The sequence below is a fragment of the Azospirillum lipoferum genome (genome assembly GCF_024170005.1).
GTDB classification, from domain to species: Bacteria; Pseudomonadota; Alphaproteobacteria; order Azospirillales; family Azospirillaceae; genus Azospirillum; species Azospirillum lipoferum.
This window is the reverse complement of record NZ_JALJXJ010000001.1, coordinates 126,811-153,096: the sequence shown is the minus strand read 5'-3', so window position 1 is coordinate 153,096 and position 26,286 is coordinate 126,811. Positions and strand designations below refer to the sequence as shown.

The 26,286-nt window shown below is 67.8% G+C and carries 19 protein-coding genes; 11 read left to right on the top strand and 8 right to left on the bottom strand.

Features of this window, described 5'->3' with window-relative positions; translation table 11 throughout:
• The first annotated feature begins 112 nt into the window (after positions 1–112).
• The 3 genes from J2848_RS00750 (at position 113) to J2848_RS00740 (ending at position 4,460) form a co-directional block, all read left to right on the top strand.
• A complete protein-coding gene (locus J2848_RS00750) occupies positions 113–2,167 on the top strand; it encodes a 4Fe-4S dicluster domain-containing protein (protein ID WP_149230573.1) in 2,055 nt (684 codons plus the stop codon).
• Between the two features lie 132 nt (positions 2,168–2,299).
• The gene (gene moaA, locus J2848_RS00745; RefSeq protein ID WP_149230572.1) at positions 2,300–3,340 is read left to right on the top strand and encodes a GTP 3',8-cyclase MoaA; all 1,041 of its coding nucleotides are present in this window, start codon (positions 2,300–2,302) and stop codon (positions 3,338–3,340) included.
• 7 nt (positions 3,341–3,347) lie between these two features.
• Complete coding sequence (locus tag J2848_RS00740) at positions 3,348–4,460, top strand: CaiB/BaiF CoA transferase family protein (protein ID WP_149230571.1); 1,113 nt, start codon at positions 3,348–3,350, stop codon at positions 4,458–4,460.
• A gap of 3 nt (positions 4,461–4,463) precedes the next feature.
• On the opposite strand, the gene J2848_RS00735 is transcribed toward J2848_RS00740, so the two are convergent.
• Both J2848_RS00735 and J2848_RS00730 read right to left on the bottom strand, forming a co-directional pair.
• Positions 4,464–5,627 carry a GNAT family N-acetyltransferase gene (locus tag J2848_RS00735; RefSeq protein WP_149230570.1) on the bottom strand — a complete coding sequence of 388 codons (1,164 nt, stop codon included), beginning with the start codon at positions 5,625–5,627 and terminating at the stop codon, positions 4,464–4,466.
• 78 nt (positions 5,628–5,705) lie between these two features.
• Entirely contained in the window at positions 5,706–6,173 is a 468-nt protein-coding gene (locus tag J2848_RS00730; RefSeq protein ID WP_085088381.1) for a RidA family protein, read from the bottom strand.
• Between the two features lie 365 nt (positions 6,174–6,538).
• Here J2848_RS00730 and J2848_RS00725 point away from each other — a divergent pair, with 365 nt between their 5' ends.
• Entirely contained in the window at positions 6,539–8,404 is a 1,866-nt protein-coding gene (locus tag J2848_RS00725) for a flagellin N-terminal helical domain-containing protein (RefSeq protein ID WP_149230569.1), read from the top strand.
• A gap of 91 nt (positions 8,405–8,495) precedes the next feature.
• On the opposite strand, the gene J2848_RS00720 is transcribed toward J2848_RS00725, so the two are convergent.
• Positions 8,496–10,133 carry a S10 family peptidase gene (locus tag J2848_RS00720; RefSeq protein WP_149230568.1) on the bottom strand — a complete coding sequence of 546 codons (1,638 nt, stop codon included), beginning with the start codon at positions 10,131–10,133 and terminating at the stop codon, positions 8,496–8,498.
• 215 nt (positions 10,134–10,348) lie between these two features.
• Here J2848_RS00720 and J2848_RS00715 point away from each other — a divergent pair, with 215 nt between their 5' ends.
• Both J2848_RS00715 and J2848_RS00710 read left to right on the top strand, forming a co-directional pair.
• Positions 10,349–12,055 (top strand): methyl-accepting chemotaxis protein, encoded by a 1,707-nt coding sequence (locus J2848_RS00715; protein WP_149230567.1) that lies wholly within the window; start codon positions 10,349–10,351, stop codon positions 12,053–12,055.
• Between the two features lie 171 nt (positions 12,056–12,226).
• Positions 12,227–12,910, top strand: coding sequence for an orotate phosphoribosyltransferase (locus tag J2848_RS00710; RefSeq protein WP_014247028.1), 684 nt, complete (start codon positions 12,227–12,229; stop codon positions 12,908–12,910).
• A gap of 184 nt (positions 12,911–13,094) precedes the next feature.
• On the opposite strand, the gene J2848_RS00705 is transcribed toward J2848_RS00710, so the two are convergent.
• From J2848_RS00705 to J2848_RS00690, 4 genes are read right to left on the bottom strand one after another with little or no spacing between them, the layout of a single operon-like run.
• Complete coding sequence (locus tag J2848_RS00705) at positions 13,095–13,925, bottom strand: galactosyltransferase-related protein (RefSeq protein ID WP_149230566.1); 831 nt, start codon at positions 13,923–13,925, stop codon at positions 13,095–13,097.
• A 15-nt stretch (positions 13,926–13,940) separates the two neighbouring features.
• Positions 13,941–16,550, bottom strand: a complete 2,610-nt coding sequence (locus tag J2848_RS00700; protein ID WP_149230565.1) for a tetratricopeptide repeat protein — start codon at positions 16,548–16,550, stop codon at positions 13,941–13,943.
• 31 nt (positions 16,551–16,581) lie between these two features.
• A complete protein-coding gene (locus J2848_RS00695) occupies positions 16,582–17,304 on the bottom strand; it encodes a hypothetical protein (RefSeq protein WP_149230564.1) in 723 nt (240 codons plus the stop codon).
• An 18-nt stretch (positions 17,305–17,322) separates the two neighbouring features.
• Positions 17,323–18,300 (bottom strand): glycosyltransferase family 10 domain-containing protein, encoded by a 978-nt coding sequence (locus J2848_RS00690; RefSeq protein ID WP_149230563.1) that lies wholly within the window; start codon positions 18,298–18,300, stop codon positions 17,323–17,325.
• Between the two features lie 354 nt (positions 18,301–18,654).
• Between J2848_RS00690 and ileS the strand changes: the two genes are divergently transcribed.
• The 5 genes from ileS to J2848_RS00665 all read left to right on the top strand — a co-directional run bounded on the left by ileS (position 18,655) and on the right by J2848_RS00665 (position 25,963).
• A complete protein-coding gene (gene ileS, locus J2848_RS00685) occupies positions 18,655–21,498 on the top strand; it encodes an isoleucine--tRNA ligase (protein WP_149230562.1) in 2,844 nt (947 codons plus the stop codon).
• A gap of 231 nt (positions 21,499–21,729) precedes the next feature.
• A complete protein-coding gene (gene lspA / locus J2848_RS00680) occupies positions 21,730–22,233 on the top strand; it encodes a signal peptidase II (RefSeq protein WP_149230561.1) in 504 nt (167 codons plus the stop codon).
• Positions 22,234–22,339: 106 nt separating this feature from the next.
• A complete protein-coding gene (locus tag J2848_RS00675; RefSeq protein ID WP_149230560.1) occupies positions 22,340–22,930 on the top strand; it encodes a DUF3035 domain-containing protein in 591 nt (196 codons plus the stop codon).
• Between the two features lie 124 nt (positions 22,931–23,054).
• A complete protein-coding gene (locus tag J2848_RS00670; RefSeq protein WP_246193749.1) occupies positions 23,055–24,452 on the top strand; it encodes a M16 family metallopeptidase in 1,398 nt (465 codons plus the stop codon).
• A gap of 239 nt (positions 24,453–24,691) precedes the next feature.
• Positions 24,692–25,963, top strand: coding sequence for a M16 family metallopeptidase (locus J2848_RS00665; RefSeq protein ID WP_246193748.1), 1,272 nt, complete (start codon positions 24,692–24,694; stop codon positions 25,961–25,963).
• A 33-nt stretch (positions 25,964–25,996) separates the two neighbouring features.
• Here J2848_RS00665 and J2848_RS00660 read toward each other — a convergent pair whose 3' ends face one another.
• On the bottom strand, positions 25,997–26,164 hold the full coding sequence (locus tag J2848_RS00660; RefSeq protein ID WP_170306994.1) for a hypothetical protein: 168 nt from the start codon (positions 26,162–26,164) through the stop codon (positions 25,997–25,999).
• Positions 26,165–26,286 lie beyond the last annotated feature (122 nt).

Sequence of the window (26,286 nt, the reverse complement as noted above, 5' to 3'; positions counted from 1 at the left end):
CGCATTGACCGGGCTGCAACCCAAGATTCCCGTTCCCATCGCGCCGCATTCCCCCATATGAGTGTCCTCAGGCCAGGGGCGTCAGCCCCAAGCGACAGGAGTTTTGGGGACAATGAAGATCGGCGATCGGACGGTGCTCGTCTGCGACTGTGCGCACAGCATCGCGCTGGACGGGGCGTCGCTGGGCAAGGCGTGCGGCGACGGCAGCGCCGCTACCGTGCACACCCAGCTGTGCCGGGCGCAGCTCGACCGCTTCGAGGCGGCGGTCGCCGCCGGCCAGCCGCTGCTGGTCGCCTGCACGCAGGAAGCGCCGCTGTTCGGCGAAATCGCGGCGGAGGTGGCGCCCGATACGTCCCTGACCTTCACCAACATCCGTGAACGCGCCGGCTGGTCGGACGAGGGCGCCCAGGCGCTGCCGAAGATCACGGCCCTGCTCGCCGAGGCAGCCCTGCCGATCCCACCGATCGGTGCCTTGACCCTGACTTCGCAAGGCACCTGTCTGGTCTATGGCAACGACGAGCGCGCCATCGAAGCGGGACGCGAACTGGCCAAGCGGCTGGACGTCACGATCCTGCTGACCAGCGCCAAGGACATCCCGCCACCGCCGGTGATGGACGTCGCGATCTTCCGCGGCCGCATCCGCACCGCCCGCGGCTGGGTCGGCGCCTTCGAGATCGTGGTGGACGATTACGCCCCCGCCCTGCCCTCCTCGCGCGGGGCGCTGGGGTTCGAGCCGGCGCGGCAGGGGGCGTCGGCCCGCTGCGACCTGATCCTCGACCTGACCGGCGGCACGCCGCTGTTCCCCGACCACAAGCGCCGCGACGGCTATCTGCGCCCCGACCCCAACAGCCCGGTCCAGGTTGCCAAGGCGCTGCTGGAGATCTCCGATCTGGTCGGCGAGTTCGAGAAACCGCGTTTCATCGACTTCAAGGCCGATCTCTGCGCCCATTCGCGCAGCCGCAAGACCGGCTGCACCCGCTGCCTGGACGTCTGCCCGACCGGGGCGATCACGCCGAACGGCGACCATGTCGCCATCGATCCGCATGTCTGCGCCGGCTGCGGGTCCTGCGCCGCGGTCTGCCCGACCGGGGCCGCGACCTATGCCCTGCCGCCGGCCGCCACCGTCTATGAGCGGCTGCGCACGCTGCTGGGCACCTACCGGAAGGCCGGTGGCGAGGCGCCGGCTCTGCTGATCCACGACCCGCGCCACGGCGATGCGCTGGTCGGCATGATGGCGCGGCATGGCCGCGGCCTGCCGGCCCGCGTGCTGCCCTTCGCGCTGAACGAGGTGACGCAGGTCGGCTTCGACCTGTTCGCGTTGGCGCTGGCCTATGGCTGCACCCATGTCCGCGTTCTGACCGGGCCGGAAAACGAGGGGGAGACCGCCGGCCTCGCCTCCCAGATCGGGTTGGCGGAGGCCGCCTTCAGCGGGCTCGGCTACGGCTCCGGCCGGGTGGCGGTGATCGACGCCGCCGATCCCGACGCGGTGGCCGACGAGCTTTGGAGCCTGCCGGCGGACACCGTCGAGGCCGGGATGTTCCTGCCGATGGGGCCGAAGCGCACGGTGACCATGCTGGCGCTGCGCCATCTGCACAAGGTTGCCCCGGCTCCGGTGGAGGTCCTGCCGCTGCCGCCGGGCGCGCCCTTCGGCCGTGTGTCGGTGGATGTGGCGGGCTGCACGCTCTGCCTGTCCTGCGTCGGCGCCTGCCCGACCGGGGCGCTGCTCGACAATGCCGACAAGCCGATGCTGTCCTTCGCGCAGGACGCCTGCGTGCAGTGCGGCCTGTGCAAGACCACCTGCCCGGAGAAGGTCATCTCGCTGGTGCCGGAGATCGACTTCCGCGATCAGGCGCGCGGTGCGACGGTGGTGAAGGAGGAGGAGCCCTTCTGCTGCGTGTCCTGCGGCAAGCCCTTCGCCACGAAATCCTCGATCGAGAAGATCGTGACGACGCTGGCGGGCAAGCACTGGATGTTCGCGACGCCGGAGGCCGCCAACCGCATCCGCATGTGCGAGGACTGCCGCGTCCGCGACCAGTTCGAGCGTGGGAACGAGCCCTTCTCCCTGGGCCGCCCGCCGGTGCCGCGCACCACCGACGACGACCTGCGCGAACGCGAGGAGGCTGAACGGGAAGCACAACTGGCGGCGGTGCGGCAAAAGCTGATGTGACGTCGAGATCCCTTGATCGCCGTCAAAGTCGGCATACCGTGATGTGGAATACGGTCGCGTCACCGTTGCACATCGTGCGTGTGGCGAACATATACTGTGGCGGCCCGCAGCGGCCGCCCGTGGAGTCCAGCGATGATCAACCCTGTGTCCGATAGCCTGCCGTCAGCCGCCACCGCCCCGCTGATCGATCCGTTCGGCCGCAAGGTGGAGTATCTGCGCGTCTCGGTGACCGACCGCTGCGACCTTCGCTGCGTCTACTGCATGGCGGAGGACATGAGCTTCCTGCCGAAGGCGGAGGTGCTGACGCTGGAGGAGTTGGACCGGCTGTGCAGCGCCTTTGTCAAGCTGGGCACGCGCAAGCTGCGGCTGACCGGCGGCGAGCCGCTGGTGCGGCGCGACGTGATGCGGCTGATCCATTCGCTGGGCCGCCACATCAGGTCGGGCGACCTGGACGAACTGACGCTGACCACCAACGGCACCATGCTGTTCAAGCATGCCGCCGGGCTGTATGAGGCCGGGGTGCGGCGGATCAACGTCTCGCTGGACACACTCGACCCGCACAAGTTCCAGGCCATCACCCGCTGGGGCAAGCTGGACAAGATCCTGGGCGGCATCCGGGCGGCCAAGGAAGCCGGGCTGAAGATCAAGATCAACACGGTGGCGCTGAAGGGCGTCAACGACGACGAAATCCACCGCATGGTGGCCTGGTGCGGCGAGCAGGGCTTCGACCTGACCTTCATCGAGGTGATGCCGATGGGCGACATCGGCGAGGGCGCCCGGCTCGACCAGTACTGGCCGCTGACCATGCTGAAGGCCGAGTTGCAGAAGCGCTGGACCCTGACCGAGAGCGACCACCGCACCGGCGGCCCCGCCCGCTATGTCCGGGTGGAGGAGACCGGCCAGCGCGTCGGCTTCATCACGCCGCTGACGCATAACTTCTGCGAAAGCTGCAACCGCGTCCGGCTGACCTGCACCGGCACGCTCTACATGTGCCTGGGCCAGGAGGATGCCGCCGACCTGCGCACGCCGTTGCGCGTCAGCGACGAGGATGGCCCGCTGATCGACGCCGTGCGCGAGGCGATCACCCGCAAGCCCAAGGGCCACGACTTCATCATCGACCGCCGCCACCAGGGGCCGGCCGTCGGGCGGCATATGAGCGTCACCGGGGGCTGACTATATCATGCCCCTGCCCTTCCTGGCCGGACTGCGCGTCGTCGATCTCGGGCAATATCTGCCCGGTCCCTATGCGGCGCAGCTTCTCGGCGACCTGGGGGCCACGGTGGTGAAGGTGGAGCCGCCGGCCGGCGATCCGTTGCGCCGACTCGGTCCCACCGACAGCGACGGCACCACCGCCGCCTACAAGCTGCTGAACGCCGGCAAGACCATCGTCCGCCTCGACCTGAAATCGGCCGGGGGACGCGCGGCGCTGGAAGGGCTGCTGGCGAAGGCCGATGCGCTGATCGAAAGCTACCGGCCCGGCGTGATGGACAAGCTGGGGCTGGGGCGCGAACGGCTGCGGGAGATCAACCCGGGGCTGGTCCATGCCAGCCTGTCGGGCTGGGGCTATGACGGCCCCTATGCGACGCGGGCCGGGCACGACCTGAACTATATGGCGGTCGGCGGCGGGCTGGATGGCTCCGGACTGCCGGATCGGCCGGTCATCAGCTATCTGCCGGTCGCCGATTTCGCCTCCGCCCAACAGACGGCGCTGGCGGTGGCAGGCGCTTTGCTGGGACGCGAGCGGACCGGACAGGGCTGCTTCCTCGACCTGTCGATCATGGAATCCGTGCTGGGCTGGCAGGGCATGACCCTGACCGCGGCGGCACGCGGCACCATGCCGAAGCGCGGCGAGGCGTTGCTGTCGGGCGGGGCCGCCTGCTATCGCATCTACCGCACGGCCGACGGCCGCTTCGTCACCCTGTCGGCACTGGAGGCCAAGTTCTGGCAGGGCTTCTGCGAGGCGGTCGATCGCCCCGACTGGATCGACCGGCAGGAGGATCCCCTGCCCCAGACCGCCCTGACGGCGGAGCTGGAAGCGCTGTTCGCCGGCCGGACCCTGGCGGAGTGGAAAACCCTGCTCGACCCGGTGGACTGCTGTTTCGAAGCAGTGCCGGAGCTGGCGGAGGTCCACGCCCACCCGCACATAACCGCCCGTGGACAGGTCCGCGTCACGCCGGGGCCGGAACCGCTGGTCGAAACGCTGATGGGTCTGCGCGTCGACGGCGCCCCGCCGCCGGAACGGGCACCCGTGCAGGAAAGCGACGCCACCGCGGTGCTGGCCGGCTGGGAGTAGCGTTCAGCCTTCCCGCCGGTAGGGCGACAACTCGTCGTCCAGCGCCTCGATCTCCGCCTCCACCGCCGGGCGTTCCTGCTCCAGATAGCGCTCCACCGCACGGCGGAAGCCGGGGTCGGCGATCCAATGGGCGCTGTAGGTCGGCACCGGCAGATAGCCGCGCTGGATCTTGTGCTCGCCCTGGGCGCCGGCCTCGACCCGCGCCAGCCCGCGTTCGATGGCGAAATCCAGCGCGCGATAATAGCACGCCTCGAAATGCAGGAAGCGGTAGCGACCGTCGGAGCCCCAGTTGCGGCCGTACAGCGCATCGTCCCCCAGCAGGTTCAGTGCGCCGGCCACCCATTCCCCGCCATCCTCGCACATCACCAGCACCACCCGGTCGGCCATCGTCCGGCCCAGCAGCTCGAAGAAGCGGCGGTTGAGGTAGCCGCCGCCCCATTTGCGGTCGGCGGTATCCAGGTAGAAGCGGTGGAAGGCGTCCCAATGCTCCGGCTTCAGATCGTTGCCGGTCAGGGTGTGCAGGCGCACGCTGCTCTCGGCGACCTCGCGCCGCTCCTTGCGGATCGCCTTGCGCTTGCGGGAGTTCAGCGCCTCCAGGAACTCGTCGAAGCTACCATAGCCGCGGTTGTGCCAATGGTACTGCACGCCCAGCCGCCGCAGCCAGCCGGCCGCGCCCAGCCGGTCCCAGTCGCCGCGCTCAGGGAAGGTGACGTGAGCAGAGGAGACGCCGTAGCGTTCCGCCACCTGTTCCAGCGCCGCGACCAGCGCATCGGCGACGGCGACGGCCTGCGGCCCGGGCGCCACCAGCAGCCGAGGCCCGGGCACGGGCGTGAAGGGCACCGCAACCTGAAGCTTGGGGTAATAGCTGCCGCCCGCCCGCTCATAGGCGTTGGCCCAGGCGTGGTCGAAAACATACTCGCCGTAGGAATGGCTTTTCAGATAGGCGGGCACCGCGCCAACCATGCGGCCGGACCCGTCATAGGCGGCAAGATGGCTGGGTTGCCAGCCGGACTTGCGGCCCACCGACCCCGATTCCTCCAGCGCCGACAAGAAGGCGTGGGAGAGGAATGGGTTTCCGGGACCGGCACAGGCGTCCCAGCCCTGCTGGTCCGCCTCGCCGATCCCGGTCAGAACCTTGACAGTGATGGCATCGTTGCCGTCGGGCATGCATGCGTCTCCTTGAACACTGGCAAGGAGGTAGGCCTCATGCCGTGGTACAGCAAGACGCCGTCACCGTGAAGCGGCTCAGGCCACTTCCAGAATCGCGTCGACCTCGACCGCGACGTTGCCGGGCAGTGACGGGGCGCCGACCGCAGCGCGGGCATGCTGGCCGGCCTCGCCGAACACGTCGCGCATCAGCTCCGACGCGCCGTTGATGACCAGCGGATGGTCGTGGAAATCGGCGCCGGAGTTGACGAAGCCGCCCAGCCGCAGCACGCGGGTAACGCGATCCAGGTCGCCGCCCAGCGCGGCCTTGGCCTGGGCCAGGATGTTCAGCGCACACAGGCGGGCCGCTTCCTTGCCCTGCTCGACCGTGAAGTCCTGGCCGACCTTGCCGACGAACTTGCGCTCGCCGTTCCAGACCGTCACCTGGCCCGAGATGTAGAGGGTGTTGCCCGAACGGGTGTAGGGCACATAGGCGGCCACCGGGGCGGCGGCCTGCGGCAATTCGATGCCCAGCTCCGCCAGGCGCGCGTCGATCCGACCGGTCATGATGCTTCTCCCTTCCCTGCTTTGGCCCATGAAGGCGCCATGCGTTCGATGTTTGGGACGTGGTTTGGAGCCCGACCATAGCCGTGCCGGCGAGGGGTGGGAAGATTCTTACCGCCGGGCATCCCGGCAGAACCGTCCGTCACCGGCAAAAGATTCCGGGAAACTTTTACGGACGCCGGGCCGCCGGCCCTGGTCCCAACCCTGCCCTTTTTGCCGACCTATTTTTATTCCATAGCAAAATCAGTGACTTATGACACACCAACGGAGTTGGCACGGCGCTTGAAATAGTGGTGTCAGGAAAACGCACGTTGCCTCGCCGGTCAAATGACCAGGGGCGGGGACAGCCTCAGAAGGAGACTAGGACCATGGCCGGAAATGTGACCCTGACCGCCTCGATGCGCACCAACCTGCTGCAGCTGCAGAGCACGCAGTCGCAGATCGACAAGAAGCAGAACATCCTGTCGACGGGTAACAAGATCAATTCGGCTCTGGATGGTCCCACCTCCTTCTTCGCCGCCAAGGGCCTGAACCAGCGTGCCGGCGACCTGACCTCGCTGAAGGACGCGATGGGCCAGTCGATCAGCACCATCCAGGCCGCCGACAAGGGCCTGACTTCGATCGACTCGCTGGTCGACCAGGCCAAGGGCCTGACCACCGCCGCCTACGCAGCGCTGGGCAACGACGCCGCCTCCATCGCCTCCCGCAAGGCATTGGCCGCCCAGTTCAACACGCTGAAGGACCAGATCGACAAGCTCGCCGCCGACAGCGGCTATCAGGGCAAGAACCTGATCAACGGCAACGGCATGAGCATGGACAGCACCAGCGCGTCCCGTGCCGCCGTCAACACCATCACCGGCGTCGACAACGCCCGCGTCACCAACGTCATCTCGTCCGACACCTACGCCATCCGCATCAAGGGCGACGGCTCGATCGAAGGCAAGACCGCCGACATCTCCAAGACCGAGAACGCGCACGGCTTCGTCGGCCTGAAGCTGTCGGGCACGATGTCCGGCACGTTGGGCAGCTTCTCCGACGTCCAGATCGAGGTGCGCGGCGCCAACGGCCGCAGCCGCGACTTCATCGTGTCGGACGGTGACGAGAGCCGCACGATCTCCTACTTCGACAACACCCAGACCATCGAAGCGAACCTGAAGACGGCGGCCACGACCGGCTCGGCCCAGGTGTCGACGGTGAATGTCGGCGGCACGATCGAAGAAGGCGATATCTTCACCATCACGGTGGAAGGCCAGTCCTTCAGCTACACGGCGACCAAGGGTGACGTGGCCGTCGGCCAGAACTCCGCGGTCAACGTCGCCACCAATCTGCGCAACTCGATCAGCACGGCCCTCACCGGCAGCGGCCGCCTGGTCGGCAAGGATGTCGCGTCGGTCTCGGTCAACGCCACCAGCGGCACGATCACGCTCACCGGCAACAGCACCGCCGGCGCGGTGCGCGAGATGACGGTGACCACCGCCGCCACCAACGCGCTGACCAAGAAGATCTCGGAAAGCTTCGCGTCGGGCACCATCGTGTCCTTCACGGTTGACCGCCGCCTGCTGGAAGCGGCGAACAACCAGGGCAACGGCGTCTCGGTCATCGAGAAGAAGGTCGATCTGCAAATCCAGGTCACCAACTCCAACGGTGCCCAGATCACCCGCGACGCCATGAACGACCGTGGTGACGGGAAGCTGACGGGTGGTGAGCAGGCGTTCAACTTCGACAGCGGCACCGTCCGCATGGAAATCGATGCGAAGACGATCAAGAAGGCCGCTTCGGCCAACTGCTCGGCGAACATCGTCACCAAGCAGATCTCCGACGCCAACACGTCGAACGACATCACGGTCCAGTTGAACGAGCGCAACACCAACGCGATCACGGTGACCGCGGTCAACCTGTCGACCAGCGGCCAGGGCCTGCAGATGGACGGTGCCCAGAACAACTGGATGGACCGCGCCGACATCGACAAGGCGGTGGCCGGCCTGGATCACGCCAAGGCGACGATCCGCTCCGCGTCGCAGAACCTGTCGACCAACCTGAACATCATCACGACCCGCGAGAGCTTCACCAAGGAGTTCAGCGACGTGCTGACGGAAGGCGCCAGCAAGCTGACGCTGGCCGACCAGAACGAGGAAGGTGCAAGCCTGCTGATGCTGCAGACCCGGCAGCAGCTGGGCACCATCGCCCTCTCGCTGGCCAACCAGTCGCAGCAGTCGATCCTGCGCCTGTTCTAATCGGGAGCGGCGATCCGACACACGGGAAAGGGGCGCCCCCGCCGGGGCGCCCCTTTCCGATTCCAGCCCTTCCTCGATCGCCGGGCACCGGTCAGCGCGTCCGCAGGGCCTCTTCGATCAGCGCACGGGCATCGGCGGCCAGCGCGGCGCGGCCCTGGCTCCGCGTGTACATCATGTGGCCGCCGGGATGCACCGTCACCGAAACCCGGCCACGCTCCCCCTCCGGCAGTTCCAACCTGGACGCCACCCAGCGCGACGCCATGTAGGGCGTGATCAGGTCGGTCCGGCCATGGACGATCAATACCCGCAGCGCCGGCTGGAGGGTCAGCGCGGTCTGCAACGCATCGACGGCACTCGGCACCGACATGCGCGGCCACTCCCAGTTCCGGTTGACCCGGTCGCTGAGCAGCCGGTAGGGCGCCTCCGTCCGCACCGCCAGCGCATCATGGGCATAGGCGGCGAAGGCCGTGGTATAGGTCGGCACCGTTCCCTTCAGGAAGGGATCGAACGGCACGCGCGCCGCCCCCGGATCGGGGTCGGGCGCGGTGAAGGTGCCGTCATAGATGCTGAGGACGCGTCCACGGTCGCGCAGGAGTTCGCGCGTGAAGACGCCCATCGGCACGCGCCCGCGCTGGCGCCGGACCGTCTCCTCCGGCAGGCCGGTGATGCGCGCCACCTCGGCGAAGACTTCCCGCCCCGCGTCGAGCCGGCCGTAATCGAGGCCGGCCAGCCCGGTCAGATAGGGACCGAGGGCAAAGCGCTCCGCCGCTTCCGCCGCCTGTTCCGGCGTACCGGACGTGCGGCCGAGTGCTGCGGCGGATGCGGCCATCGACGGCAGCTTCCAGGCCGGACCGAGGATGCCGTCCTCATCGATGGCGGCAAAATCGACGACGGGGGAGACCAGGATCAGCCCGTTCACCGCAAGCCCGACCTGCTCAATCAGCTCGTCCGCCATCTTGGCGATGCGGAAGCCGCCATAGCTTTCCCCTGCCAGGAAGGTCGGCGACGACCAGCGGCCATTGCGGGTCAGCCAGAGCCTGACGATCTCCGCCATCGACCGGGCATCGCCCTCCACCGACCAGAAGCGCTTTTCCGTCTCGTCGGGCTTCACCGCACGGCTGAAGCCGGTGCCGACCGGATCGACGAAGACCAGATCGGTGAAGGCCAGCCAGCTGTCGGGATTGTCGACCAGCGGCGCCGGCGGTGCCGGCAGCGCACCGTCCGGGCCGAATCCGACGACCTTCGGACCGGCGGCCCCCAGATGCATGTAGGCCGATGCCGCCCCCGGCCCGCCGTTGAAGACAAAGGTGATCGGGCGCGGTCCGTCGGCCGGCGTCTTCGGGTCGGCGGTATAGGTCACTGTAAAGATACGCGCCGCCAGTTCCTCCTTCGCGCCGTCGCGCAGCGGCAGGAACTCCGCGGTCGCGGTGTAGGCCAGGGCTCCGTCCGGCAGCGGCAGGCTGTGCCGGGTGACGCTGCGCTGGGGGTCGAAGCCCTGGAGATCGTCCGCCTTCGACGCCTCCGCCTTTCCGGCTTCAGGCTTTGCACCGTCGGACTTGGCTCCGTCGGATTTGGCGCGCTCCGGCCGCTCCTGTGCGGCGCCTCCATCCGTGTCGGCGGCGGCAGCGGAACCGGGGGCCAGCGGCGGCATCAGCAGGGCCGGAAGCAGGGCCATCGCCACCAGACGGGACAGGCTGCGGGAGCGGGGACGCGCGGACGGGGAGTGCATCGGCAAATCCAAAGGCGGTTTCCGGATCGGTTTCCGGCCCTCGCATATTGCGGCGGCGGCGTCGATCCGCAACCGGCACATTTTTCGGCGAGCTTGCGCCGGCAGCCTTGCAGAGCCGACAAAAAGGCGCATTTTGAGTAGCCCAAAAGGTAACATCTTTTGGGCTAAAATCAGTTTATTGCCCATGCGGGCCAACTTTGACGGGATGCGCCGACATGTTCCTTCCACGGCACGCCACGATACGCACACGTTTGTTTCTCGGTTTTGGCGTTGTTCTCGTCCTTCTGATCAGCCTGACCGTCATCGGGGTCCGCGAAGTGCGGAAGATCGATTCCGACCTTACCCGCATCAACGACGTGAACAGCGTCAAGCAGCGCTATGCCATCAATTTCCGCGGCAGCGTGCATGACCGGGCCATCGCGCTGCGCGACGTGGTTCTGACCACCGACCCGGCGATCCTGTCGCTCGTATTGGCCGACATCGACCGGCTGGCCGCCTTCTACGAGGACTCCGCCAAGCCGCTCGACGCCATGTTCGCCAGCATGACCGACATCGAACCGGAAGAACGGCAGCTGCTGGCCGGCATCAAGGAGATCGAGGTGAAGGCTCTGCCGACGGTCAAGTCGGTCATCGCCGCCCGTAAGGCGAACGACATGGCTGCCGCGCAGAAGGGGCTGATGCAGGACGCCCGTCCGGCCTTCACCGAATGGCTGAAGCGCATCAACGCCTTCATCGATTTGCAGGAGCGCAAGAACCAGACCATCGCCGCGCGCGCGCGCGAAGTCGCCAAGGGGTTCCAGACGCTTATGCTGTCGCTGTGCGGTGCCGCTTTGTTGCTGGCCGCCGCCTTCGGCCTGTGGACGGTGGCCGCGCTGCGCCCGCTGCGTCGCCTGACCGACGCCATGCTGACCCTGGCACGCGGCGACCTGACCGTCACCGTCCCGGCGTCGGATTCCAAGGACGAAATCGGGCAGATCACCGGCGCGGTCGAGGTGTTCAAGGCCAATGCGGTGGAAGCCGATGCCTTCCGCCGCCAGCAGGCCGAGGCCGAACATGCCGCCGAGGAGCGCAAGCATGCGGAGATGGCGGCACTGGCCGACCGGTTCGAGAGCGAGGTGAAGGGCGTGGTCGACAGCGTCGCCTCCTCCTCCACCGAGGTGCGGTCGCTGGCGAAGTCGCTGGCGACCACCGCCGACCATACCGAGACCCAGGCGACCACCGTCGCCGCCGCATCGGAACAGGCGTCGGTCAACGTCCAGACCGTGGCCGCCGCCGCGGAGGAACTGGCCGCCTCCATCGCCGAGATCGGCCGCCAGATCGGCGAGAGCAGCCGCAAAGCCAAACAGGCCGCCGATCAGGCCGACGGCACCAACCGCATCGTCGACGGCCTGTCTTCGAAGGCCAACCAGATCGGCGACGTGGTGAACCTCATCAACTCCATCGCCGGACAGACCAACCTGCTGGCGCTGAACGCGACGATCGAAGCCGCCCGGGCCGGCGAGGCCGGCAAGGGCTTCGCCGTCGTGGCTTCGGAGGTGAAGAGCCTCGCCAACCAGACCGCCAAGGCGACCGGCGACATCTCGCAGCAGATCGCCGAAATCCAGACGGCCACCGCCGACGCCGTCCAGGCGATCCAGAGCATCGCCGCCACCATCGGCGAGGTGAACGTCATCGTCGGCACCATCGCCCAGGCCGTCGACGGCCAGAACGCCGCCACCATGGAAATCGCCCGCAACGTCCAGCAGGCGGCAGCCGGCACCAACGAGGTTTCCTCCTCGATCGGCGGCGTGTTGCAGGCGGCATCGGAGACCGGAAGCGGCGCCTCGCGCCTGCTCTCCTCCTCCGGGGAGCTGTCGAAGCAGGCGGAGCTGCTGCACACCCAGGTCGAACGCTTCCTCGGCAGCGTGCGCGGCAAGGTCTGAGGACCGTCAAAGTCCGTCTGGCGCTTCCATAAGCACCAGACGGACTCCAAATTCTGCCGCAGCCTGCGCCGGTCTGCTCCGATCCGGTCTCCCGCCGTTGCGAATCGCCGGAAGCGCCGCTACACAGGGGGCATCCGCGCGATGCCATCCCGTTTTCCGGAGCCTTTCCCCATGTCGACCCTGCCCGATCAGGCCACCATCGCCGCCACCGCGGCCAAGATCCTGCTGGAGATCAAGGCGCTGCACTTCAACGCCGAAACGCCCTTCATCTTCACCTCGGGCTGGGCGAGCCCGGTCTACACCGACTGCCGCCGCATCGTCTCGTTTCCGCGCGCCCGCAAGGCGCTGATGGATTTCGCCGTCGCCACCATCGAGCGCGAGATCGGCTATGAGGCGATCGACGCGGTGGCGGGCGGTGAGACCGCCGGCATCCCCTTCGCCGCCTGGATCGCCGACCGGCTGGAACTGCCGATGCAGTATGTGCGCAAGAAGCCGAAGGGCTTCGGCCGCAACGCCCAGATCGAAGGTCTGCTGACCGAAGGACAGCGCGTCCTCCTGGTCGAGGATCTGGCGACCGACGGCAAGAGCAAGGAGAACTTCGTCACCGCGCTGCGCAACGGCGGCGCCCAGGTGACCGATACCTTCGTGATCTTCCATTACGGCATCTTCCCGCAGTCGAAGGTCAACATGGACGCCATCGGCGTGCGGCTGCACGCGCTGTGCACTTGGTGGGACGTGCTGAAGGTCGCCCGCGACAACCGCTATTTCGACGAGAACACCCTGTCCGAAGTCGAGAAGTTCCTGAACGACCCGGTAGGCTGGTCGTCGGCCCATGGCGGCAAGTCGAGCATGTGATACCGGCCGGGGGGCGGTGGACGCCGCCCCCCCTACGGTGTCCCGTCAGCCGCGGCGGACATGGAAGGCGTCGCCCCGGCTGTGATGGAAGGGGGGCTGATCTCCTCCACCCGCTCATAGCGCCGGGCGAACAGCAGGTCGTCGATGTCGGCGATGCGGCCGCAGCCCTCATACAGGCCGGGGGTCAGCGGCCTTGCGGACCACAGGCGGGAGCGGCGCGGTCCGCCTCCACCTGATCCGGCCTTGGGACATGGGCGAATCGCACCCGGACGATCTCCCAGCGCTCCCGCACCCCCCCCTGCCCACCGTCAACGCAACCATCGCAGGGTCTGCGGTCCAGCACCTCGAAGGACAGCGAGGACAACCCGTCGCCGGCCGGGATCTTTCCTGTGGACCAGAGTTCCTGAAAGAGGCGGCGGTTGACCTGGGAGATCGGCGACGGAGCCGCATCGGGGGTGAAGCCGTCGTTGCGATGGTCGAGCGGCTGGAAGCGGCCTTTGCGCCGGCCGGTGGCGATCCGTCGTGCCCGGATGCGCAACGAGAAATCGAAATCCTCGTATCCCCAACCCCAGAAGGCGTTGGAATAGCCGTCGACCTGCCGCATGATCGCGTTCGGCACCAACAGCGCCCCGCCCATCGTGCTCTCCAGGTTGGTGCTCACCGTCTTGTCGGAGATGCCCGGCGCCACCGGCCGCTGTTCCGCCCCGTACCAGAGAATGGGGGTGGGGCAATCGGCCCAGGAATAATCGGCGTCGACCGGCAGGTAATCGACGTCATGCAGACAGGTGTAGTCGCTCTGCCCTTCCCCGAGAAGGAAGCCGGCATTCTTCAGCGCCCCGCGGTTGAAGGGCAACCCGGCCTCCTGCTCCACGATGGTGACGCGATAGTCGATCGGCGGCGTCAGCCGATCGAAATAGGCGCTCACCCATGGAACGAACTGGCCGAGGTGGCTTTCGCGATCCCGATAGGGAACGACAATGTGGAGCCGCTGTCCGGCGCCGGCACCGACCGTCATGAGCCTTCCCTCCCCTTAATTTGTTTCCACCGGGCCGGCGGTGCCATCGGCGGCGATGGCGATGTGCCTCGGCGCGGAACCGGAACGGTGGATGTCCCACATCGCCCGGTAGGCCGTCTCCAGATTGCGGGTGAAGCGCGGCGTGTCGAACAGCGGACAGGTCGGCCGGTTGCGCGCCAGCTTTTCCCGCAAGGCACGCAGCCGGTCGGGCGAGCGGGCGAGCATCACCGCCTCCACCTCGTAGTCGTCCCGACCATCGACGATCAGTTCGGGCAACCCGACCGCCAGCAGCAGGCTGGCCGCCACGCGCCCGGCAAAGGCCGTTCCCCGGCGCGTCAGCACCGGCAGCCCCGCCCACAGGGCGTCGCTGGCCGTCGTATGGGCATTGTAGGGAAGCGTATCGAGGAACAGGTCCGCCAGCCGGTGACGCGCCAGATGCTCGGCATGGGGCAAGGGCGGGGCAAAGACGAGCCGGCGGGGATCGAGGCCGCGGGCCTCGCCCTCGCGCCGCAGGTTGGCGGCGACCTGCGGATTTCCGGCATAGAGCCACAGCACGCTGCCCGGCACCGCCGTAAGGATGCGCGCCCAGCCGTCGAACAGAGCGGGCGTCAGCTTGTAGGAGCTGTTGAAGCAGCAGAAGACGAAACCGTCTTCCGGCAACCCGCAGTCGGCGCGCGACGGCGTGGCATCGGCGATGGCGCGGCGGCGGTCGTTGGGCTGGTAGCAATCAGGCAGCCGCACCACCCGCTCGCTGAAGAACATCTCCTCGCCCGGAAGGATCACCGCAGGATCGGCCAGAATGTAATCGACGAAGGACGCGCCCAGCGTCCCCGGATAGCCCAGCCAGTTGACCTGTACCGGCGCCGGACGGGCGGCAAGGATCGCGGTGCGCGAGAATGTGGTGAAGCCGGTCAGATCGATCAGGATGTCGATGCCGTCAGCAGCGATGGCCGCCGCCGCATCGGCATCGGAATGGCGGCGCAGATCGACGAACCGTTCCATCGACCGTTCGAAACGCCGGCGCAGCGCGCTGCCGTCGTCCATACCGGTCGAATATGCCGTGATGGCGAAGCGGGAGCGGTCGTGCGTTTCCAGCGCGTCGACCATCAGATGGCCCATCGCATGCTCCCGGAAATCCGACGACAGATACCCGACGCGCAAACACCGGTCGACGGACGAGACAGCGGGCCTGACCGCAGGAATCGCGTCGCGGGACTTCGCTGCCGCCCAGCGGGACGCGGCGGCCTGCTGGTCGGCAAGGGTCGAGTCGCAGGACAGCAGTTCGAACGGTGACACGCCATCCGCCCCGTCCCGCACACGCTGAAGAAGCAGTGCCTCCAGCCTGTCCAGGTCGCGCCAGTCGCAAAGCGCCCGCTGCTGGTGGATGAGCTGACCAAGGGCCGCCGTATGGTCCGGCGCCAGCCGCAGCACCCGCCGGCAGGCTTCCGCCGACTGAGCGCTCCGGTCGCACATGGTGGATGCCATCGCCAGATCGGCATGGGGTTCCGGATCTCCCGGTGCGATGGCCACGGCGGTGCGCAGAGCGGCGACAGCAAGGTCGGGCCTCACCGCCTCCACCAGCACACGCCCCATCCGCAACCATGCATCGCTGCTCAATGGCTGCCGGGCGATCAGGCCGCGCAGAACCGTCAGCGCGTCCTCCGGCTGGCACAGGATCGACAGGGCGAGCGCGAGATTGACCTCCGCCACCGGGAAGTCCGGCTGCAGGGCAAGAGCCGCCCGGTATTCCGCCACGGCATCCCACAGGCGGCCCAGCGACCGCAGGGCGTTGGCGAGATTGTTGCGCGCCGCCGGATCGGAGGGCGTCAGCCGCACCGCCGCCGCCGCCGCCCGCCACGCCTCCTGCCGCCGGTCCGCCGCCTGCGCCGCATTGCCGAGCGCCAGCCAGTTCGCCGGCCCTGCCGGGTCGAGGGCGACGGCGATCCGCCCGGCGGCGACCGCGGCTTCGGACCGCCCATCCGCATCGAGCAGGCAGGCGAGATTGTACCAGTTCTCCACGATCTGGGGAGCGAGGCCGGCGGCCTCGCGGATGGCCGCCTCCGCCTCCCCGACCTGTCCCAGGCCATGGAGCGCCACGCCAAGCTTGCCCCAGGCCGTGGAATCGCCATGGTCGAGCCGGACCGCCTCGCGGTGGGCCTCTGCGGCCTCGGCGGTGCGCCCGAGACTGAACAGGGCGACGCCGAGATTGTTGTGGACCTCGCCAAGATGGGCGTGGGTGGCCAGCACCCTGCGGTAATGGGGTTCGGCGTCCTGCGGCCGTCCCTGGCTGTGCAGGGCGAGCGCCAGCCCGTAACGGGCGTCGACCGACTCCGGGGCGACGCGAAGTGCCGCCGCATAGACGGTGGCCGCCGCATCCCAGCGGCACAGGCCGGCCATCGCCACGCCGAAATCGAGATAGACCTCCAGATTCTTGGCGATGGCGAGCGACTTCTGGAACAGGGCGACCGCCTCACCCGAACGGCCCAGCCGCAGTTCCACCACCCCCAGCCGGTGCAGAGCCGCCGCATTGCGCGGCTCTGTCTGCAACAGCTGGAGATACAGCTCCCTCGCCCGCTGGAAATTGCCGCTGGTTTCGGCTGCCGCAGCGGCGGCGAATCCGTTCATCGGCCGGATCCTCCCTCTGCCACGGTCGCTCCTAATCGCGCCAGCGCGTGTGTTCCATGATGCGGGGAATCTCGGCCGGACGGCGGCCGTCCCCCCATTGCGAGATGTCGGGCACGACCGTCACGCCGCGGCTGCGGCCGAGCAGGCTGAGAATGCTCTGGTCGTGGCGGTGATCGCGGAAATCCGGATAGTTCGGCAGACCGCATTCGTTGGGGGCGTCGGTGATAAGCCGGGCGTCCTGGGCATGGTGCAGCCAGTCCGCGACGAAGGCCATGCTTTCAGGCCTGCGTTCGCACACGACGAAGCTGGCGAGAATCTGGGGAGCATCGGCGAGGGCCGGCTGGTCCAACCCCATGAAATGGAAACAGTCGCGCTTGGTCCAGACGCTGTTGCGGTGATGATCTTCCAGACCGAACAGCAGGATGGGCAGATCGCGCCGCTGCCGGCACAGTTCGATCACCGGGTCGGCACTGTGGACGAAATGGGCACCGCTGTCGCTGTAGAAGAGGATGTCGCCGTCCTGCAGATGCTCGCGCAGCAGCAGGTCGATGAAATAGGGCTTCCACAGCCAATAGCCGGCGCCGCGCGGCTGGTTCAGAATATGCGCATTGCGGGCGGCGAAGCCGGCATCGATGTGCCGGCGCCCCATCATCGCGACGCCGTCGAAGCCGCCGACCGACAGACCCGTCTTCGCATTGTATTTCTGCGCCGTGGTGAAGGTCCCGTCGGCATAGTTCAGCAACACGCGCTTCATCACTTGTTCTCCTGTCGCTCAAAGACGGCTTTCGATCCATTCGGCCAGACGGAAGGCATCGAAGTAGAAATCCTCCGTGCCGAGGAAGGGTGCCGTGCTGCGATAGCGGCGATAGGTGTCGTAATCGTCGTCGATCGCCAGGATGGCGTCGATGGCCTCCTCGTCGGAGGAATATCGCGGCACGTCGACGAAGCTGCCAGCCGCGACATCCCGCAGGACGCCGGGGTCACCCCAATAGAGCGGCACCGCACCGGCCTGGAAGGCATCCAGGATCTTCTCCGTCAGATAGCCGGGGTGGCTCGCATTCTCGAAGGCGAAGGCGAAGCGGTAGCGCGAGAAGACGCGGATTTTCGGCAGCCAGCCCATCTTCACAACGCTGCCGGTGTTGTTCAGCAGCCAGCCCACCGAGTCCACATGGCGGCGGGCGCAGAGCATCTGGAAGAAGTCATTGCGACGGGCGCAGTTGGGATTCTTGTAGAGGAAGGCGCAGAATTTCCGCTTGGCCGCCTCCTCCCGCGTCGGCGGCACCGGCGGCAGGACCGGGTGGCAGAAATGCGGCGTCGCCCCCTCGCGCCTGTGGTCCCAGGCATGCATGACGTAGAGCGGAAGACGGTAATGGCGGGGGTCGTCGATGCGGTCGAACGATACCGACATATCGACGCCGTCGAGCGGGGGCCGCACATTCTCACCGGTGAAGAACAGCGCGCGCGCGGTCCGCGCCTCCCGGTGGCGGGTGCCGAACACCGACACGATGGCAAGGTCGCTGTCGTTGTCGACGACGGACAGATCGAAGCGGCCCGACAGGATGTCGACGAAGAAGTTCGCGGTCGGATCGAATTCCGGCCAGAAATCGAAGAAGGCGATCTTCAGCCGCGGTCTGGCGCTGCGGCCGCCGCGGTCCGGCCCATGCAGAAGGAAGCGGTCGAGGACCGCCGGGTCCCTGTTGGCAGAAGCAAGGAATTCGGCCAGGAAGTCACTTGTCCGTCGATCGATCATGCCCGCCGATGCCCCTGCGCGTACCCTCTGCCTGGAACCACCGGGCAGGAACCGCCCCTGCCCCGGACTCCCCGGCGGGAACACCCTAAGATTTGCCGCCATCCCGTGACCAGCGGTAATTTCGGACCCTGCCGTGCTTTGGGCCGGCGAGAGCCGTCCTTGACCGCACCGCACACGCCGCTAATATCCCGCGCCATGGACCTCTCACTGCGGATCCCGATGATGTGCGCCCCGGCGCATAGCGCGCGAATTACCGGCCCGGCTCTCTGAGGAGGGCCGGGATAGAGACCTGCTGTGTTCCGGGTGACCACCATGCCGCCACCCGACGGTGATGCTTTCCCCCAGGGATCCGATATGACCCGCGATTACAAATCGACCGTCTTCCTGCCCCGAACCGACTTCCCCATGCGCGGCGGCCTGCCGGCCAAGGAGCCCGAGCTGCTGAAGCGCTGGGCCGAGATGGACCTGTTCGGCAAGCTGCGCACCGGCGCCAAGGGCCGCAAGAAGTTCGTGCTGCATGACGGCCCGCCCTATGCCAACGGCAACATCCACATCGGCCATGCCGTCAACAAGATCCTGAAGGACGTCATCGTCCGCTTCCGCCAGATGCAGGGCTTCGACGCCGACTATGTCCCCGGCTGGGACTGCCACGGCCTGCCCATCGAGTGGAAGATCGAGGAGAAGTACCGCAAGGCCGGCAAGAACAAGGATGACGTACCGCTCATCCAGTTCCGCGCCGAATGCCGCCAGTTCGCCGAGGAGTGGGTCGGCATCCAGGCCGCCGAGTTCCGCCGGCTGGGCGTCGAGGGCGACTGGAAGCACCCCTACGCCACCATGACCTTCCCGGCCGAGGCGCAGATCGTCCGCGAGATCCACAAGTTCGCGATCAACGGCGGCCTCTACAAGGGCTTCAAGCCGGTGATGTGGTCGGTGGTCGAGAAGACCGCGTTGGCCGATGCCGAGGTCGAATACCACGACCACACCTCCACCACCGTCTTCGCGCGCTTCCCGGTCTGGGGGTCGTCGGCGCCGGAAGTGGACGAGGCCAGCATCGTCATCTGGACGACCACCCCCTGGACCCTGCCGGGCAACCGCGCCATCGCCTATGGCGACGAGATCGAATATGCGACCTTCAAGGTCACGGCGGTCGCCGAGGGCAGCAAGGCGGTGGTCGGCGAGCGCCTCGTGCTCGCCACCGCGCTGGCGGAAAGCGTGCTGAAGGAAACAGGCATCACCGAGTGGAAGCAGCTGCACCGCTTCCCCGGTTCGCGCCTCGCCGGCACCTACTGCCGCCACCCGCTGAACGGCAAGGGCTACGACTTCAAGGTGCCGCTGCTGGCCGGCGACTTCGTGACGACCGACGCCGGTTCGGGCTTCGTCCACATCGCCCCCGGCCATGGCGAGGACGACTTCCGCCTGGGTCAGGCCAACGGCATCGAGGTGCCGCAGACGGTGGGCGAGGACGGGCGCTACTACGCCCATGTGCCGCTGTTCGCCGGCCTCGCCGTCTACACCGACCAGGGCAAGACCGGCCCGGCCAACAAGGCCGTGCTGGAGGCGTTCGAGGAAGCCGGGTCGCTGCTGGCCAGCAACCGCATCAAGCACAGCTATCCGCACAGCTGGCGGTCCAAGGCGCCGCTGATCTTCCGCACCACCCCACAGTGGTTCATCTCGATGGAGACGAACGACCTGCGCAAGGTGGCGTTGCAGGCGATCTCCGACACCCGCTGGGTCCCGTCCCAGGGCGAGAACCGCATCCGCTCGATGATCGAGAGCCGTCCGGACTGGTGCATCAGCCGCCAGCGCGCCTGGGGCGTGCCGATCGCGTTGTTCGTCCGCAAGGCGACCGGCGAGATCCTGCGCGACGAGGCGGTGTTCGCCCGCATCGCCGACATCTTCCAGCAGGAAGGCGCCGACGCGTGGTTCGCCCGCGACCCGCAGGATTTCCTCGGCAATTCCTATGCCGCCGAGGAGTTCGAGCAGGTCAGGGACATCGTCGACGTCTGGTTCGAGTCGGGCTCCTCGCACGCCTTCGTGCTGGAACAGCGCCTGGAGGAGCTGGCCTGGCCGGCCGACCTTTATCTTGAGGGTTCGGACCAGCATCGCGGCTGGTTCCACTCGTCGCTGCTGGAAAGCTGCGGCACCCGCGGCCGGGCACCCTACAACGCGGTGCTGACCCACGGCTTCGTGCTCGACGAGCAGGGCCGCAAGATGTCCAAGTCGCTGGGCAACGTGGTGGCCCCGCAGGAGGTCTGCGACCAGTATGGTGCCGACATCCTGCGGCTGTGGATCATCAACTCCGACTATTCGGAAGATCTCCGCATCGGCAAGGAGATCATCAAGACCCAGGCCGACCTCTACCGCCGCCTGCGCAACACGCTGCGTTACCTGCTGGGCGCGCTCGCCGACTACGGCCCGGCCGAGCGGATCGACGTTGCGCAGATGCCGGAGCTGGAGCGCTGGGTCCTGCACCGCCTGTCGGAGCTGGACACGCTGGTCCGCGAGAAGGTCGAGGCCTACGACTTCCATGCCCTGTTCGTGGCCCTGCACAACTTCTGCGCGGTGGAGCTGTCCGCCTTCTACTTCGACGTCCGCAAGGACAGCCTCTATTGCGACGCCGTCGATTCGGTGCGCCGCCGGTCGGTGCGGACGGTGATGGAGCATCTGCTCTCGAACCTGACCGCGTGGTTGGCTCCGATCCTCTGCTTCACCGCAGAGGAGGCGTGGCTCGCCCGTCCCGAGGGCTTGACAGACGGTCCGGGCTGGACCGAGGAGAGCGTGCATCTGCGTGGCTTCCCGGAGGTCCCGGCCAACTGGCGCAACGACACGCTCGCCGCCAAGTGGGAGACGGTTCGCACCGTCCGCCGCGTCGTCACCGGTGCCTTGGAACTGGAGCGTGCCAACAAGACCATCGGCTCGTCGCTTCAGGCCGATCCGACCGTCTTCGTCGACGCCGCGACAAAGGCCCTGCTGGCGGATGTCGATTTCCAGGACGTCTGCATCACTTCGGCCATCGAGGTGACGGACGCCGCGGCGCCGGACGGGGCCTTCACTCTGCCCGACGTCCCCGGCATCGCCGTCGCCCCGGCCCTGGCTGAAGGCGAGAAGTGCGAGCGCTGCTGGAAGGTCCTGGAGGAAGTCGGCACGGTCCACGACCACCCGACGCTCTGCATACGCTGCTCCGACGCGGTGGCATGAGGCAATCTGCCACAACCGCGGTCCTATCCCCTCTCCCCCCCGGGGAGAGGGTTAGGGTGAGGGGGATCCGCCAGCCGGACGCCTCTCGCCGCGCTGGGGCCCCCCCCCCCCCCCCCCCCCCCGGGGGGGGGGGGGGGGGGGGCGCCCCCTCCGCCAGCCGGACGCCTCTCGCCGCGCTTCCCCCTCACCCCGACCCTCTCCCCGGGGGGGAGAGGGAGGATGTGTGGGCATATGAACGCCTTCGTCGCCAACCAAACCCGTTCCTACTGGCTGTTCGGGCTGATCGTCGCCGTGGTCGTGGTCGTGCTCGACCAGGGCAGCAAATGGTGGATCCTCGAACAGGTCATGCAGCCGGTGCCGCATGTCATCGAGGTGACGTCCTTCTTCAACCTCGTGCTGGTGTGGAACTACGGCGTCAGCTTCGGCACCTTCGCCGGCGGCGGGGCGCTGATGCCCTATATCCTGAGCGCCATCGCGGCGGTGATCGCCGTCTGTCTGGTCTTCTGGCTGCGGCAGGCGGAGCGGCGTCTGGTCGCCCTGGCTCTGGGCTTCATCATCGGCGGGGCGGTGGGCAACGTCGTCGACCGGCTGCTGCACGGGGCCGTGGTCGATTTCCTCGATTTCCATTTCGCCGGCTGGCATTTCTGGGCGTTCAACGTGGCCGACAGCGGAATCAGCGTCGGCGTGGTGCTGCTGTTGATCGACGGGCTGTTCGCGGGCCGCGAAAAGTCGTAAGAGTTCCGTCGCCGGTGGCGCTATAACCGCCGGCGAGCGCTGACCATGCGGCCTCGGCCTCCGGGCCGGGTCGCTACGACGTGACAGACGACGGGATCCTCCGAACGTGACCAGCATCTCCTCCGCCCTCTCCTTCCCCCGGACTCGGCTGCCGCTCATCGGGCTGGCGCTTGCGGCGTTGACGCTCGCCGGCTGCTCGGATGTGCGCCGGTCCATCGGTCTCGACCGCCAGAGCCCCGACGAATTCTCCGTCGTTTCCCGCGCACCGCTGACCCTGCCGCCCAGCATGCAGGACCTGCCGAAGCCCCGCCCCGGCGCCCCGCGCCCGCAGGACACCACCCCGACCCAGGCCGCCGCCGGCGCCGTCTTCGGGTCTTCCGCGCGCGGCGGCGCCAAAGCGGCCGGTGCGACGGCGGGCGAGAAGTCGCTGGTCGCCCAGGCCTCGGCCCGTGACGGCATCGACCCGAACATCCGCGCCAAGGTCGATCAGGAAACCACCCAGCTTATCGTCGCCGACAAGAGCTGGATCGATTCGCTGCTGTTCTGGCAGACGCAGGAGCCGCCCGTCTCCGTCGTCGATCCGGCCAAGGAGCAGCAGCGCCTGCGCGAGGCCCAGGCCCAGGGCAAGCCGGTCGACGGCGCCGCGACCCCGACGATCGAGCGCAAGCGCAAGGCGCCGCTGGAAGGCCTGTTCTAAGCGACGGCCGTTCCGGTCGGTCCTTTCGGTCTTGTCCAAGGCACGACATCACACCAGTTTCCGGGGGCGTCCTTCCCAGCGAAGGGCGCCCTTTCGATTCGGACCTCCTGATCCGGGAGCCCCCATGCCCGTCTGTTTCCCAGCCCGCCGCCTCGCCGCGGCCGGACTTCTCGCTCTGACAATGACCGCCGTGGCCCCCCTTGCGCCGCTTCCGCTCGGGCTCCAGCCCGCCCATGCGGCGGAAAAGGGGGTGTTCTTCCCCGAGAGCTTCACACTGTCCAACGGCATGCAGGTGGTGGTGATTCCCAACCACCGCGTGCCGGTCGTGACCCACATGGTCTGGTACAAGGTGGGCGCCGCCGACGAGGAGCGCGGCCAGTCCGGCATCGCCCATTTCCTGGAACACCTGATGTTCAAGGGGACGGACGCGATCCAGCCCGGCGAGTTCAGCCGGATCATTGCCAAGAATGGCGGGCGCGACAATGCCTTCACCAGCTACGACTACACCGCCTATTACCAGAATGTCGCCCGCGACCGGCTGGAGATGGTGATGCGGATGGAGGCCGACCGCATGGCCAACCTGAAGCTGACCGACGCGGTGGTCTATCCCGAACGCGACGTCATCATCGAGGAGCGGCGCCAGCGCATCGAGAACGAACCGGCCGACCGCATCGGCGAGCAGATCAACGCCACCCTGTTCGTCCACCACCCCTACGGCACGCCGGTGATCGGCTGGCCGCAGGAGATGTCGGCCCTGACGCGGGAGATGGCGGAGCGCTTCTACAAGACGTGGTACACGCCCAACAACGCCATCCTGGTGGTGTCCGGCGACGTGACCGCAGCGGAGCTGAAACCGCTGGCCGAGCGCTATTACGGCGCCATCCCCGCCCGCCCGGTGCCGGAGCGCAAGCGGGTGACCGAGCCACCGCTGACCTCCTCCCGTCAGGTGGTCCTGCGTGACGAGGAGGTGCGGCAGCCGTCGGTCCGCCGCATCTGGACCGCGCCATCCTACCGCCTCGACAAGAACGGCCAGGCTTATGCGTTGCAGGTGCTGGCCGAGATCATGAGCGGCGGCACCACCTCGCGCCTCTATCGCAGTCTGGTGGTGGACCAGAAGCTCGCCACCTCGGCGTGGCTCGGCTATGGCCCCACCGCCTGGGACATGGCGACGCTCAGCGTCGGCGCCAGCCCGGCCGCCGGAGTGCCGATGGACAAGCTCGAATCGGCGCTGTGGGCGGAGGTCGACAGGCTGCTGAAGTCCGGCGTGACGGAGGAGGAGGTCGCCACCGCGCGCAAGCGCATGCTGGCCTCGGCGGCCTACGCGCGCGACAGCCTGACCGGGCCGGCCCAGACCTTGGGTGCAGCACTTGCCACCGGCCAGAGCATCGACGACGTGGAAAGCTGGCCGGTGCGCATCGACGCCGTCACCGCCGATCAGGTCAACGCCGCCGCCCGCGCCGTTCTGAGCCAGACCAACCACGTCACCGGCCTGCTGCTGCCCCCGACCGGAAAGGACAGTTGAGAATGAGCGTACTCCATTTCCATCGACTTTCTCCCCCCTCTCCCCCCCGGGAAGAGGGTCGGGGTGAGGGGGATGCACGGCGTGGCTTTTCCCGGCTGGTGAAGCGCATGCCCAAGAGTTTCTCCTCGTTGCGGTTCCCCCTCACCCTAACCCTCTCCCCGGGGGGGAGAGGGGATCTGCGCGTCGGTCTGGCAGCGGTTTTCTTAACAGCTATCGCGTTCCTCTCCCCCGCCCACGCCATGGACATCAAGCGGGTGGTCAGCCCCGGCGGGATCGAGGCGTGGCTGGTCGAGGACCACAAGGTGCCGGTGCTGGCACTGGAATGGGTCTTTGACGGGGCTGGCGGCACCGACCCGAAGGGCAAGGAGGGGCTGGCGAATCTCGCTTCCACCATGCTCGACGAAGGGGCCGGTCCTTACGATTCGCAAGCTTTCCAAGCCCGCCTGCAGGACAAGGCCATCGCGCTGGGCTTCGAATCCGGGCGCGACGGCTTCGGCGGTTCGATGCGTACCCTGGGCGAGAACCGCGAGGAGGCGCTGGAACTGACCCGGCTGGCACTGACCGAGCCGCATTTTGCGCCCGAGGCGCTGGACCGCATGCGGGCCTCGGTCATGGCCAGCCTGAGGCGCGACCTCGCCGATCCCAACTATGTCGCGCGGCGCCAGTTCTACGCCACCGCCTTCCCCGACCATCCCTATGGCGGCGAGAGCCGCGGCAGCCTCGACAGCCTGCCGACCATCACGCCCGACGACCTGCGTGCCTTCGTGAAGGGCCAGTTCGGCCGCGACCGGCTGGTGGTGGCCGCCGCCGGCGACATCTCGCCCGACGATCTCGGCAAGGCGCTGGACAAGCTGTTCGGCGGCCTGCCGGCCAAGGCCGACGCGAAACCGATCCCCGACGTGACCATGTCCGGCCTGGGCCAGACCATCCTGCTGCCGCGGCCGACCGCGCAGACGGTGATGCTGATGGGCCAGCCCGGCGTGAAGCGCGACGACCCCGACTGGTACGCCGCCACGGTGATGAACTATGTGCTGGGCGGCGGCGGCTTCGGCTCCCGTCTGATGGAGGAGGTTCGTGAGAAGCGCGGCCTCAGCTATGGCGTCTACAGCTACCTGATCCCGATGGACCATGCGGCGCTGGTGATGGCCGGCGGCTCCACCGTCAATGCCAAGGCGGGTCAGGCGCTGGACATCATCCGCCAGGAATGGGCGCGCATGGCGAAGGACGGCCTGACCGACCAGGAGATGGCCGACGCCAAGACCTACCTGACCGGCTCCTTCCCGCTGCAACTGGGCTCGACCCAGGCGATCGCCCGTATCCTGTTGCAGGTGAAGCGCGACAATCTCGGCATCGACTATCTGAACCAGCGCGACCGCTACATCAACGCGGTGACGCAGGCCGACATCAAGCGCGTCGCGCAGCGCCTGCTCGACCCGGGCAAGCTGCTGACCGTACTGGTCGGCAGGCCGGAAGGCGTGACGCCGACGCGGACGATCGAAGGGGGGAGTTGAGCAAGCCGGGGGCTTAATGCCCCCAGCCACCCCTCATGCCAGATCCGGCTGGCTCCCGGGAAAGCGCGGATCACTGGGATCGACCGGGCTTCCCGGCACCTTGCCGGGAATGATCCCGACCTGATCCGGCCGCGCGGCATCATCGCGGTCGCGTTGTTCTTCCCGCTCTTCCGGCGGCGGGGTGGCGGGCTTGTCCGACATGGTGTCCTCCTGTCACAATTCCTGACCACCACAACACCCCGCCCGCCGTCCGGTTGCACGCCCTGGCCGCCCCGCATAGGCCGATCAGCAGCACCAACAGCCGCGTTTTGGGCCGTGGCCGT